A 12,043-nucleotide genomic window follows, 5' to 3' on the forward strand; every position below is an offset into this window, starting at 1 on the left:
TCGCGCCGGCTCGACCTCACGGCCAAGGAGTTCGCCCTGCTGCGCTACTTCATGGCCCACCCCGGCCACGTGATGTCCCAGGAGCGGCTGCTCGACCACGTCTGGGACGAGCACGCCGATCCGTTCACCAACACGGTGCGGGTCACCGTGGGCACCCTGCGCCGCAAGATGCAGGTCGAGGGCGAGTCGTCGTTGATCGACACGGTGGTCGGCCGTGGCTACCGGCTCCTCGATGTCGAGGTCGATGACGAGGGCGACGGACCCGATCCCGGCCCTGGCCCCGGCCCGTGACGCCCCGCGGGGGCGCCAGCGCGAGGAGGGTCGACGGGGGCGCCCACGGCTCGACATCGAGCCGGATGACGACGCCCCGGATCGAGCGCCTCGCGCTTCGCCTGCCCGACTGGATGGGCTCCATCCGGTTCCGCCTCACCGCCCTGTACTCGCTGGTGCTCTTCGGCCTGGCCGCGACCCTCGTCGGCGGGATCTACCTCGCCCTGGCCGCCCGTCTCGACGACACCTCGATGGCCCGGAGCCGGCCCGGGCTGCGGGTCCAGACGCTGCCCGACGGCAGCCGCCTCTACACCGAGGTCGAGCTGCGCGACCTCGAGACCTTCGAGGAGGGGGTGAACCGGCGGGCCCTCCAGCTGCTGCGGTCCTACAGCTTCTCGGCCCTCGGTCTGCTCTTCGTCGGCAGCCTGGGGGTCGGCTGGTTCGTGGCCGGGAGGGTGCTGGCCCCGATCGATCGCATCACCGCGGTGGCTCGTGACATCGGGGCCACGGACCTGTCGCGGCGGATCGACCTGCGGGGGCCGCCCGATGAGCTCAAGGACCTGGCCGACACCTTCGACGACATGCTGGGCCGCCTCGACGGCGCCTTCAGCCAGCAGCAGCGCTTCATCCAGGAGGCGTCCCACGAGCTGCGCAACCCCTTGGCGGTGATCCGCACGAACCTCGACGTGGCCCTCGCCGATCCCGACGCGTCAGCCGAGGACCTGCGCCTGGCGGCCGAGGTGGTCACCCGCTCGGTCGCCCGCATGGGCGTGCTGGTCGACGACCTGCTCACCTACGCCCGCGAGGGCGCACCGGTGCGGGAGCGGAGCCGCGTCGCCCTCTCCGATGTCGCCGAGGACACCGTCGCTGAGTTCGCGACCTCGGCCGCGGCCCGGCGCCTCACCCTCGAGTGCGAGGCGCTCCGCCCCGGCGAACGGGCCGCCGAGGTCGAGGGCGACCGGGTGGCACTGCGCCAGGCGGTCGCCAACCTGGTCGCCAACGCGGTGCGCCTCGCGCCCGAGGGCACCGCGGTGCGCCTCGCCGTCGGCGTCGAGGGTCCGTGGGCGTGGATCGCGGTCGACGACGCCGGCCCCGGCATCGCCCCCGCGGACCACGAGCGGGTCTTCGAGCGGTTCTGGAAGGGCGACCAGCGCCGGGCGCGCGCCGAGGGGCGCAGCGGGCTGGGCCTGGCCATCGTCGGTCAGATCGCCGAGGGCCACGGTGGCGAGGTACGCCTGGCCGACAACCCTCGGGGCGGCTCGACCTTCACCCTCTGGCTCCCGTTGGTCCGCGACGCCGAGGACGAGACCCCGACCGCGGGCCCGGTCCGGTGGGACGCGCTGCGGGCTCATCCTCTACCTTCGGGCTCCCCCCACCCAGGAGCCCCGTCGCCGTGAGCATCGTCATCATCAACGCCATCACCGTCCCGCCCGACAGTGGCGACGAGCTGGCCCAGCGGTTCGCGGCGCGCGCCGGTGCGGTCGACGGTCAGGAGGGCTTTGAGGGCTTTGAGCTCCTGCAGCCGACCGACGGGCGCGACCAGTGGCTGGTGCTGACCCGCTGGCGCGACCAGGCGGCGTTCGATGCCTGGATGGCCTCGCCCGCCTTCGGCGCCGGTCATCGCCCGGCGCCGGAGCGCGAGGGGGCCGAGGCGCCTCCGCCGGTGTCGGTCTCCAGCGAGGTGTGGACCTTCACCCCCGCCGGTGGCTCGTCGCCCGCCGCGGGCTGACCCGTTGGTCGTCGCCTCGGCCCTGGCGCAGGCCCACACGGCGGGCGCCTGGGTCGTGGTCGTCGCCAACGCCGTCGCCGGGCTGTGGGCCCTGGGAGCGCACTGGCGCCCGGCGCTGCGGGTGCGCCCGCTGTGGTGGTTCACCATCGCCGCCCAGGTGGCGATCTTCGTCCAGGTGGCCCTCGGTGTCGCCTACCAGAACGTCGAGGACATCGAGCCCACCGACTTCCACACCCTGTATGGCTTCGCGTCGCTGTTCGCGGTCGCGATCATCTACTCCTACCGCGCCCAGCTGAAGGACAAGACGTACCTGCTCTACGGGTTGGGCGGCCTCTTCCTGATGGGCATGGGGCTACGGGCCATGGTGCTGCACCGCTGAGGCGCCGCCCTCACCGGTCCACCGCCGCTCGGCGACGACACCGAAGGTCGGACGCGACTCCGCCCCGCCGCCGGGTGGAGCCGGGACGGGACGGAGGACGAGTCCCGACACCGGGGGCGGCGGCGTCGTTGCCGCTGGCCCCCGGGATCGGGAGAGCTGGAGAGACGCTAGGAGCTCTCGGGCATGGCCGAGGCGGGGATGCGCCCGTAGCCGACCAGGTTGGAGGTCCAGTAGCTGTCGATGGAGACCTCCTCGACGTTTCGGTCACGGTTGGGGGCCTGGATCAGCTTGTCCTCACCAGCGTAGAGCGACACGTGGCTGACCGTGCCCTCGGGGCCGCCGGCGCTGTAGAAGACGAGATCGCCGGGTTGGAGCTCGGAGCGCGAGATGGGCGTGGCCCAGGCGTGCTGGGCGCTCGAGGTGCGCGGGATCTCATCGACGCCCGCCTTGTTCCACGCCCAGGACGTGAGCCCCGAGCAGTCGAACCCCTCCGAGGGCGAGGCGCCCCCGTAGGTGTAGCGGGTGCCGATCATCTGGCGGGCGTGATCGACGGCGCTCACACCGGGGGTGCAGGCGGCCAGGGAGCCGGCCAGGACGAGGAGGGCGAGGGCCAGGGTGGCGGGGGCGAGACGACGGGTGCGCAACGGTGGATCCGACTTTCCGAGTAGATGACGATTCAGCGACGGATCGTAACCGGATCGCAACGTCGGATCAACACGCCCCGCGCCGCCGGGCGGCTACAGGTGCACCACCGGGCAGGTGACGGTACGGGTGATGCCCTCGACCATCTGGACCCGGGACACGACCATCTTGCCGAGCTCGTCGACGGTGTCGGACTCGGCCCGGGCGATGACGTCGTAGCTGCCGGTGACGCCCTCGGCGGCGGTGATGCCGTCGATGGCGGCCACCTCCGACGCGACCTGGGCGGCCCGGCCCACCTCGGACTGGATCAGGATGTACGCGCTGACGGCCATCGGGGTCTCCTGGGGTCGAGGGTGCGACCGGTGCGCCGCGGCCCGCCGGGGCCCAGCGGGTCCCGCCCAACCTAGCGGTGGGGAGGACAGGTGCTCCTGGGCCGGCATCGGGGTTGTCAGGCGGTGGAGCCGAGCTCGGGCCGGGGGCGGGCGGCCGCGTCCTCCGACCGCGCCTCGTGAAGATCGCGTGACGCAGGGGGAGCGGCGGGGCCGGCGTCGAACCCGAGGGACCATGGCAGACCAGTCCACTCTCCCGGCGGCCCTCGATGCCGAGCTCGACGAGGTGCTCAGCATGCTGCCCCTGCTCGACGTGGTGCCCGCGTTGGCCGACCGGGTCTTCGTCCGCCTCACCGACGGCCTGGTGGAGGCGGTGCTCCACGACATCCGGGTGCGCCACGAGTCCGGCGCCCTCGACCGCTCGGCCTACCTCACCGAGATCTGTGGCGTCGTCGTCGACCTGCAGGAGTGCGGCCTGCTCGGTGCCGACACGACCGGCACGATCTGACCGGCGCGTCAGTCGGCCAGGCGCTTCTCGAGCTCGAGCAGCTCGTCGTTGAGCTCGGACGGCAGGCGCTCGCCGATGAAGGCGAAGTGCTCCTCGATGAGCGGGATCTCACCCTGCCAGGCCTCGTTGTCGACGGCGAGCAGCTCGGCCACGGTGTCGTCGTCGACGTCGAGCCCGCCGGTGTCGAGCGACTCCGGCGTGGGCACCCGGCCGATGGCGGTGTCGATCGCGTCGGCGGTGCCGTCGAGGCGCTCGAAGACCCACTTGAGCACCCGGCTGTTCTCGCCGAAGCCGGGCCACAGGAACGATCCGTCGGTGCCCTTGCGGAACCAGTTCACCCAGTAGAGCGTCGGCCGCTTGTCGGCGTCGGTGGCCCGGCCGACCTCCAGCCAGTGCTTCATGTAGTCCCCCGCGTTGTACCCCATGAACGGCAACATGGCGAAGGGGTCGAAGCGCACCTCGCCGATGGTGCCGGCGGCCGCCGCGGTCTTCTCCGAGCTCATGATCGAGCCGAGGAACGTGCCGTGCTGCCAGCTGAAGGACTCGGTCACCAGGGGCACGTTGGTGGCCCGGCGCCCGCCGAAGAGGATGGCCGAGATGGGGACGCCCTTGGGGTCCTCCCACTCGGGGGCGATCGACGGGCACTGCGATGCGGGGGCGGTGAACCGGGCGTTGGGGTGCGCCGCGGGGGCCGAGGACTCCGGCGTCCAATCCTGGCCCTTCCAGTCGATGAGGTGGTCGGGCGTCTCATCGGTGAAGCCCTCCCACCAGACGTCGCCGTCGTCGGTCGCGGCCACGTTGGTGAAGATGCAGTTGGCGTGGAGGGCGGCCACGGCGTTGTGGTTGGTCTTCTCGCCGGTGCCGGGGGCGACGCCGAAGAAGCCGGCTTCGGGGTTGATGGCGTAGAGGCGGCCGTCGTCACCGTGCTTCATCCAGGCGATGTCGTCGCCGACGGTCTCACACGTCCAGCCCGGCAGGGTGGGGATGAGCATGGCCATGTTCGTCTTGCCGCACGCAGAGGGGAAGGCGGCGGCGATGTAGCGCTTCGCGCCCTCGGGGTTCGTGACGCCCACGATGAGCATGTGCTCGGCCATCCAGCCCTCGTCGCGGGCCATGGTCGACGCGATGCGCAGGGCGAAGCACTTCTTGCCCAGCAGCGCGTTGCCGCCGTAGCCCGAGCCGTAGGACCAGATCTCCCGGGTGTCGGGGAAGTGGCTGATGTACTTGTTCTCCGAGTCACACGGCCAGGCCACGTCGGGCCGCTCGGCGCCCTCGGCGTCGACGAGCGGGTAGCCGACCGAGTGGATGCACGGGACGAACTCGCCGTCGCCCAGCACGTCGAGGGCGCCCTGGCCCATGCGGGTCATGATCCGCATGTTGACCGCCACGTAGGGCGAGTCGGTCAGCTGCACGCCGATGTGGGCGATGGGCGAGCCCAGCGGGCCCATGGAGAAGGGCACCACGTAGAGGGTGCGGCCCCGCATCGACCCCCGGAGCAGCGGGAGCAGCTCGTCCTTCATCTGCGCCGGGGCCCGCCAGTTGTTGGTGGGGCCGGCGTCGATCTCCTGCTCGGAGCAGATGAACGTGCGGTCCTCGACCCGGGCCACGTCCGCCGGGTCCGACAGCGCGAGGTAGCTGTGGGGGCGCTTGGCCTCGTCCAGGCTCGTGAACGTGCCGCTGGCCACGAGCTCGGCGCAGAGGCGGTCGTACTCCTCGCCGGAGCCGTCGCACCAGTGGACGTCCGCGGGCTGGAGGACCTCTCTCCACTCCTCGACCCAGTCTGTGAGCTTCTGGTTGCCAGTGGCGGCGGTCATCGTGTCTCCAGCGGGGTCAGGGGTTGCCGGATCAGGCCGGGTCGGCCGTCTCCGAGGGAAGTGGGCCGGTGGGCGCGACGGCATCGGCCGCGAGCGGCGGCACCTGGCCCTCGCGCGGGAAGCCGGGGGTGCCCATGTCGACCTCGGAACCGAGGCGCAGGGAAGTGGCCCGGCCGTCGGTGTCGAGGTCGAAGACGACGCGCTGGCCCTGACGGACCATGCGCAGCACCGAGCCGACCAGCGCACCGCGGGCCAGGTCGAGCTCGACGAGATCGGTGTCGCGCACGACCACACCGTCACCGGTGCCGGGGTCGTAGGACTTGATCACGCCTTGCACGTGGGGGCTCCCTCGGGTGCGCCGCCCGGGCCCGGGGAGGTCCCCGTGGGTCCGCCGGGCATCGACGGCCCTGACACTACCGGGACGCGGGATCGAGCACCCATGCGGGGCACGGGGGACATCCTGCGCCCCTCGGCTCAGGCCTCGACCGGCCGCTGGGTGTGACGAGCCTTCTGCACCTTGCCGGCGCGGATGCAACCCGTGCACACGTCCACGCGCCGGGTGCTGCCGCCGACGACAGCGCGGATGCGTTGGATGTTGGGGTTCCAACGGCGCTTCGTGCGCCGGTGGGAGTGGCTGACGCTCATGCCGAACGACGGCTTCTTGCCGCACACCTCACACGTCGATGCCATGGCGCTGGGACCTCTGTCGTCGATCTCGACCCACGGATCCTCCGGGGACCGGGAGACGCTACGGGCTCGGCCCGGCCCCCACAAACCGGACCCACGCCCGGGCTCGAGGGGTGGAGCCTCCCGGGCGGGGATGGGCCGATCGGTAGCATGCGGCGCCATGACGACCGAGCGCCTCGGCGCCAACGAGTTGCGGCGGGTGGTGGGGGCCTTCCGCGACGCCCTCCGCTCCCACCAGGCGCTGGTGAACCGGCTCAACGTCTACCCGGTGCCCGACGGCGACACCGGTACGAACATGGCCCTCACCATCGAGTCGGTGGTGGGCGAGCTCGAGGGGGCCGGGCCCGACCTGGCCGCCACGTGCAGGGCCGTGAGCCACGGTTCGCTCATGGGCGCGCGGGGCAACAGCGGGGTGCTGCTCTCGGGGATCCTCCGGGGCATCGCCGTCACCGTGGCCGAGGCCGGCGGCCTCGACGGCCCGACCCTCGCCCGGGCCCTGCGGGCTGCGTGCGACGGCGCCTACGCCGCGGTGCCCCGGCCGGTCGAGGGGACGATCCTCACCGTCATCCGCGAGGCGGCGGAGGCGGCCGAGGCCGCGGTGGACCCCACCGGTGGCGCGGCGCCCTCGCTGGTGGCGGTGGCCGAGGCGGCCCACGCCCAGGGCCACGACGCCCTGGCGCGCACGCCCGAGATGCTCCCCGTGCTCGCCCAGGCCGGGGTGGTCGACGCCGGCGGTACCGGCCTGCTGCTGCTGCTCGACGCCGTGCTCCACGTGGCCGACGGGCGCCCGCTGCCCGAGGTGACCGGCGACGACGGCCCCGAGCCCGACCTCGACGCGCGGCGCGACCACGCCGATGCCGGTGACCACGACGACCACGACGTCGGCGACCTCCGCTACGAGGTCATGTACTTCCTCGAGGCGCCCGATGAGACCATCAGCGCGTTCAAGAAGGTGTGGGGCGGCATCGGCGACTCGATAGTGGTCGTCGGCGGCGACGGCATCTGGAACTGCCACATCCACACCAACGACATCGGCGCCTCGATCGAGGCCGCGGTCGACATCGGCCGACCCCGGGAGATCCGGGTCACCGACCTCCTGGAGCAGGTCGAGGAGGAGCGTTGGGTCCGCGAGGGCGCGGCCGCCGCCGCCGGTGTGTCCCCGCCCCCGGTCGAGCCGGTTCCCACCGCGGTCGTCGCGGTGGGCACCGGCGACGGTGTGGGCCGCATCTTCACGGCCATGGGCGTGCAGCGGCTGGTCACCGGCGGCCAGTCGATGAACCCCTCGACCCAGCAGCTGGTCGAGGCGGTCGAGGCCGCCGCCGCGGACGAGGTGGTGCTGCTGCCGAACAACAAGAACATCATCCCCGTGGCCGAGCAGGTCGACGAGCTGACCACCAAGACGGTGCGCGTCGTGGCGACCCGGGGCATCGCCGAGGGCTTCGCCGCCCTCATCTGCTACGACCCCGAGGCCACCGCGGACTCCAACGCGGCGGCCATGGGCGAGGCCGCCGCCGCCGTCGTCGCCGGCGAGGTCACGCAGGCCGTGCGGAAGAGCACCTGTGACGCCGGCCCCATCGCCGAGGGCGATTGGCTCGGCATCGCCCGCGACGGCATCCGGGCCGTGGGTCCGGACCTCGCCGGGGTCACCTGCGACCTGCTCGCCGCCCTGCTCACCGACGACCACGAGATCATCACCTTGATCGAGGGAGAGGGGGCCTCGGCCGCCAGCACCCGGCGCATCACCGAGTGGTTGGGCGAGACCCACCCTGACATCGAGGCCGAGGTCCACCACGGCGGCCAGCCCCTCTACCCCTACTACCTCGGCATCGAGTAGCCCCCACACCTTCCCCGCCGCTGGGGGCGCAAGCCTCGGTGGGCGGTGTGAGGCGCTCGGGGCCCGGCGGGCGCCGGCTCGTAGGCTCCGAGGGTGAGCCGATCGGAGCGCGCATCGGCCAGCGGGCACGACGCCGTCGCGGCCACGGTGGCCGATCTGCAGGCCATGTTCGCCGCCTTCGCCGCGACGTACCCCGAGCTGCGGCTGTACCGGGCCATCTGCGAGGGAGCGGCCGCCGACGACGCAGCGGCATCCCTGCTCGCAGTGGCCCGCCCCGGCCAGGCCCGACCGGTGCTGTTCCTCGCCGCCCTCCACGACCTGGTGCTGCGGCGGACCGATCTCGGGCTGGCCCGCTGGTACCCGAGCGTCACCGGTGGAGGGGTGCCCGACGGCGATCCGTGGCCCGAGGTGCGCACCGCCTGCTTCGAGCACGCCGATGAGCTGCGGGACGTGATCGCCACCCGCGCCACCCAGACCAACGAGGTCAACCGGGTGGTGCACCTGGCCCCGCTCGTCGCCCACGCCTGCGCCGATGTCGCCGACGCCCCGGTCGCCCTGGTGGAGATGGGCTGCAGCGCCGGTCTGCTGCTCGGCCTGGACCGCTACCGCATCGAGGTCTCGCCGCCCGAGGGCCTCCGGCCCGTCGTCCTCGGCGACCCGGGATCGGAGGTCGTCTGCGCCGGCAGGCAGCGCGACGGCCCTTCAGTCTCCGAGCTCGCCCTGCCCGCGATCGTCGAGCGCGTCGGGCTCGACCTCCACCCGGTGGGGCTCGACGATGCCCGCGAGGTGCGCTGGCTGGAGGCCTGCCTGTGGCCCGACGTGCCCGGTCGCCTCGAGCGCTTCCGGGCTGCAGTCCGGGCCCTGCGACCCGATCCGCCCGAGGTGGTCGCCGGCGACATGGTCGCCGACCTGGGCCCGGTGGCCCACTCCGCCCGGGCCGTGGCCGGCGCGCGTCTCGCCGCTGAGGGGTCCGGTGCTGCGGTCCACCTCGTGGTGTTCAGCTCGTGGGCCCTCACCTACGCCCGGCGCGACCGGCGCGGCGACGTTGCCGCCACCCTGGCCGACCTCGCCGCCGACGGTCGCCCGGTGTCGTGGCTCACGGCAGAGCCGCCGGGGTGCGTGCCGGACCTGGCGGCGCCCGAGGGCATGGCCGGGATCCACACCGAGACCGGAGCGGGCACGGTCCTCGGTGCCCATCGCTGGCGCGACGGTCGGGAGCTTCCGCCCGCCGTCTGGGGCACCTCCCACCCCCACGGCGCCTGGTTCCGCCGGGCCCCCACCCCCTGACCCGCCAGCTTTGAGCGGTTGTGCGCCGCACCTGCACTCAACCGCTCAAAGTCCCGATGCCCGGGCCGGTCGCCGCCGCGCTGGAGAAGCCGAGTCGGCACGCTGATCCGGCCTGACTGTCGCACCCCCGCGAGACCATGGGTGGATGGAACGGTGGAGACATCTCATGACGACGGTGGAGGCGCATCACGGTGTCGCCACCCGCCAACAGCTGGTGGCCGCAGGGCTCGGAGCCCGGCAGATCGATCGCTGGGTCGCCGGGGGACGCCTCGTGGTCGAGAGTCGCGGGGCGCTGCGGATCGCTGGCGCGCCGCCGACCCTCGAGGGGCGGGCCCTGGCCGCTATCCGTGCGTCGGGCGGCGGGGCCTGGGCCTCGCACCACACAGCGGCCGCGCTCTGGGGGCTCGGGGTGGACTCCGCCGATCCCCGGGTCGAGCTCGTTCGCCCCTACGGCCTGAGCGCGGGACGATCAGGGATTTGGGTCCATCGCTCGACGCTGCTCCCCGACCACCACCTGACGATCGTGCGGCGGGTGCCGGTGACAACTGTGCCCCGGACGCTGTTCGACCTCGCCCGCACGACCGGTCCTCACCGGCTCGACCGGGCGATCGAGAGGGCCCTTCGCGGGCAGTCGTGCACCGTTGCGGGGCTCTACCGGGTGTTCTTCGACCTCGGAGGGAGGGGACGCCCTGGCACCCGCCGGCTCCGCGCCCAGCTCGATGCTCGCGGCGTCGACTACGTCCCCACCGAGAGCGAGCTCGACGAGGTCGGACGGTCAGTGCTCTCGACGGTGCCGGGCATCGAGTGGCAGGTGCCCATGTCCGACGAGCAGGGCTACATCCGGCGCGTCGATGTCCTCGTGCGACGGTCGCGGGTCGTGATCGAGTTCGACGGGGCCCCGTTCCACACCGAGCCGTCCGACGTCGCCCACGATGCGATCTGCGACGCTCGGCTCGTCGCCACGGGACACGTGGTCGCCCGGTTCGGGTGGACGGCGCTCACCCGCCGGGCCGAGGTGACGCGGGCCGAGGTCGATCGCCTGGTCTCGGGTGTGGCGGCCTAGTGCCTCCCGCGACCGCCCCGGTCGGTCGCCGTCGGTGCCGGCAGCGGATCATGGCCCCGCATCGACCACCTTTGAGCGGTTGTGCGCCGCTACTGCACTCAACCGCTCAAAGATCGCGGGAAGGGGTTCGGGAGGACGGCCGCGGAGGGGTTCGGGCCGGCGAGGAGGGGGTGGGGCGTAGGGTCGGCGGGATGGCTCGTCGGCTCTCGCAGCTCGCCCGCCTGCCGGTCACCGAGCTGACGGGGATCGGGCCGAAGTCGGCCACCGGCCTGGCCGAGGCGTTCGGGATCGAGACGGTCCTCGACCTGCTCACGCACTACCCCCGCCGGTGGATCGACCGCACCAACGAGGCCCGCATCCGCGACCTCCGCCCCGGGGCCGAGGCCCTGGTGGTGGCCGAGGTGCGCCGGGCGTCGTCGCGCCGCACGCGGGGCCGCCCGCCCCGGACGCTCGTGACCGTCGACGTCAGCGACGAGTCGGGGCACCTCAAGGTCACCTTCTTCAACCAGGCCTGGCGCGAGCGCCAGCTCGCCCCCGGCACCCAGTGCGTGCTGTTCGGGAAGGTCGACACCTTCAACGGCGCGCTCCAGATGACCAACCCCGTCGTCGACCTCATCGGCGATCAGACCGGACGCTTCGTGCCCGTCTACCCGCAGTCGGAGAGGGTGCGGGTCACGTCCCAGGACGTGGGCCGGTGGATGGTCGAGGTGCTCGACCGGGCCGGGACCTTCGCCGACCCGGTCCCCGAGGCGATCCGGGCCGAGCACGACCTGGCCGACCGCACGCGGGCGTTCGGTGGCATCCACCAGCCCGAGGGATGGCCCGACGTGGCCGTGGCCCGCAAGCGCCTGGTGTTCGACGAGCTGCTCCGCATCCAGCTCGCCCTCGTCCTGCGCAAGCGCGCTCTCGAGCGCAGCACCCGGGGCATTCCGCACGCCGTCGCCGGGCCGCCGGGGCTCGTCGCCGACTTCCATGCCCACCTGCCGTTCCCCCTCACCGGCGCCCAGCGGCGGGTGATCGACGAGATCACCACCGATCTGGCCGGGCCCCACCCCATGCACCGCCTGCTGCAGGGCGACGTCGGCTCGGGCAAGACGGTGGTGGCCCTCTCGGCGCTGCTCGTGGCGGTGGCCGGCGGGCACCAGGGCGCGCTCATGGCGCCCACCGAGGTCCTCGCCGAGCAGCACCACCTGAGCATCCGGGGCCTGCTCGACGGCGTCGGTGTCGATGACGGCGGCACCACGCTGCTCGGCGTGCGGCCCGTCGCCGTCGCGCTGCTCACCGCCCGCACCACGCCGACCGAGCGCAAGCGGATCCTCACCGGGCTGGCCGACGGTTCGATCGATGTCGCCGTCGGCACCCACTCGCTCATCTCCGAGACGGTGACCTTCGCCTCGCTGGGCGCGGTGGTGGTCGACGAGCAGCACCGCTTCGGCGTCGAGCAGCGCGCCGCGCTGCGCGAGCGGGGCACCGGTGACGTCACGCCCGACGTGCTGGTGAT

General features: G+C 73.0%; 14 protein-coding genes. 9 read left to right on the forward strand and 5 right to left on the reverse strand.

Features of this window, described 5'->3' with window-relative positions:
* The 4 genes from VNL12_RS00150 to VNL12_RS00165 form a co-directional block, all read left to right on the forward strand.
* Nucleotides 1–291: winged helix-turn-helix domain-containing protein (locus tag VNL12_RS00150; RefSeq protein WP_325590439.1), on the forward strand; the 291-nt coding region annotated here is incomplete at its 5' end.
* 65 nt (nt 292–356) lie between these two features.
* Nucleotides 357–1,667: a HAMP domain-containing sensor histidine kinase gene (locus VNL12_RS00155; RefSeq protein WP_325590441.1), complete on the forward strand. Its 1,311-nt coding sequence runs from the start codon at nt 357–359 to the stop codon at nt 1,665–1,667.
* Entirely contained in the window at nt 1,664–1,999 is a 336-nt protein-coding gene (locus VNL12_RS00160) for an antibiotic biosynthesis monooxygenase (protein ID WP_325590443.1), read from the forward strand. Before VNL12_RS00155 ends, VNL12_RS00160 begins: the two co-directional genes overlap by 4 nt.
* Nucleotides 2,000–2,003: 4 nt before the next feature.
* Entirely contained in the window at nt 2,004–2,378 is a 375-nt protein-coding gene (locus tag VNL12_RS00165; RefSeq protein WP_325590444.1) for a hypothetical protein, read from the forward strand.
* Nucleotides 2,379–2,545: 167 nt separating this feature from the next.
* On the opposite strand, the gene VNL12_RS00170 is transcribed toward VNL12_RS00165, so the two are convergent.
* Complete coding sequence (locus VNL12_RS00170; RefSeq protein WP_325590446.1) at nt 2,546–3,022, reverse strand: C40 family peptidase; 477 nt, start codon at nt 3,020–3,022, stop codon at nt 2,546–2,548.
* A 93-nt stretch (nt 3,023–3,115) separates the two neighbouring features.
* A complete protein-coding gene (locus tag VNL12_RS00175) occupies nt 3,116–3,352 on the reverse strand; it encodes an Lrp/AsnC ligand binding domain-containing protein (protein WP_325590448.1) in 237 nt (78 codons plus the stop codon).
* Nucleotides 3,353–3,584: 232 nt separating this feature from the next.
* Between VNL12_RS00175 and VNL12_RS00180 the strand changes: the two genes are divergently transcribed.
* Nucleotides 3,585–3,857 carry a hypothetical protein gene (locus tag VNL12_RS00180; protein WP_325590450.1) on the forward strand — a complete coding sequence of 91 codons (273 nt, stop codon included), beginning with the start codon at nt 3,585–3,587 and terminating at the stop codon, nt 3,855–3,857.
* Between the two features lie 8 nt (nt 3,858–3,865).
* Here VNL12_RS00180 and VNL12_RS00185 read toward each other — a convergent pair whose 3' ends face one another.
* The 3 genes from VNL12_RS00185 to rpmB form a co-directional block, all read right to left on the reverse strand.
* Nucleotides 3,866–5,671, reverse strand: a complete 1,806-nt coding sequence (locus tag VNL12_RS00185; RefSeq protein WP_325590452.1) for a phosphoenolpyruvate carboxykinase (GTP) — start codon at nt 5,669–5,671, stop codon at nt 3,866–3,868.
* Nucleotides 5,672–5,702: 31 nt separating this feature from the next.
* Entirely contained in the window at nt 5,703–5,999 is a 297-nt protein-coding gene (locus VNL12_RS00190) for a hypothetical protein (RefSeq protein ID WP_325590454.1), read from the reverse strand.
* Between the two features lie 146 nt (nt 6,000–6,145).
* Entirely contained in the window at nt 6,146–6,361 is a 216-nt protein-coding gene (gene rpmB, locus VNL12_RS00195) for a 50S ribosomal protein L28 (RefSeq protein WP_325590456.1), read from the reverse strand.
* A gap of 157 nt (nt 6,362–6,518) precedes the next feature.
* Here rpmB and VNL12_RS00200 point away from each other — a divergent pair, with 157 nt between their 5' ends.
* The 4 genes from VNL12_RS00200 to VNL12_RS00215 form a co-directional block, all read left to right on the forward strand.
* Nucleotides 6,519–8,192 (forward strand): DAK2 domain-containing protein, encoded by a 1,674-nt coding sequence (locus VNL12_RS00200; protein ID WP_325590458.1) that lies wholly within the window; start codon nt 6,519–6,521, stop codon nt 8,190–8,192.
* Between the two features lie 93 nt (nt 8,193–8,285).
* Nucleotides 8,286–9,479: a DUF2332 domain-containing protein gene (locus tag VNL12_RS00205; protein ID WP_325590460.1), complete on the forward strand. Its 1,194-nt coding sequence runs from the start codon at nt 8,286–8,288 to the stop codon at nt 9,477–9,479.
* A 166-nt stretch (nt 9,480–9,645) separates the two neighbouring features.
* Complete coding sequence (locus VNL12_RS00210; protein ID WP_325590462.1) at nt 9,646–10,542, forward strand: type IV toxin-antitoxin system AbiEi family antitoxin domain-containing protein; 897 nt, start codon at nt 9,646–9,648, stop codon at nt 10,540–10,542.
* Between the two features lie 191 nt (nt 10,543–10,733).
* A partial coding sequence (locus VNL12_RS00215) for a DEAD/DEAH box helicase (protein WP_325590464.1) occupies nt 10,734–12,043 on the forward strand: 1,310 nt, incomplete at its 3' end.

The sequence above is a fragment of the Iamia sp. genome (genome assembly GCF_035575815.1).
In the GTDB taxonomy this organism is placed as follows: Bacteria; Actinomycetota; Acidimicrobiia; order Acidimicrobiales; family Iamiaceae; genus Iamia.

Coding starts and splice junctions, on each gene's coding strand:
- VNL12_RS00210 (WP_325590462.1), top strand. CDS start 9,646: ATGACGACGGTGGAGGCGCATCACGGTGTCGCCACCCGCCAACAGCTG.
- VNL12_RS00200 (WP_325590458.1), top strand. CDS start 6,519: ATGACGACCGAGCGCCTCGGCGCCAACGAGTTGCGGCGGGTGGTGGGG.
- rpmB (WP_325590456.1), bottom strand. CDS start 6,361: ATGGCATCGACGTGTGAGGTGTGCGGCAAGAAGCCGTCGTTCGGCATG.
- VNL12_RS00185 (WP_325590452.1), bottom strand. CDS start 5,671: ATGACCGCCGCCACTGGCAACCAGAAGCTCACAGACTGGGTCGAGGAG.
- VNL12_RS00175 (WP_325590448.1), bottom strand. CDS start 3,352: ATGGCCGTCAGCGCGTACATCCTGATCCAGTCCGAGGTGGGCCGGGCC.
- VNL12_RS00155 (WP_325590441.1), top strand. CDS start 357: ATGACGACGCCCCGGATCGAGCGCCTCGCGCTTCGCCTGCCCGACTGG.
- VNL12_RS00180 (WP_325590450.1), top strand. CDS start 3,585: ATGGCAGACCAGTCCACTCTCCCGGCGGCCCTCGATGCCGAGCTCGAC.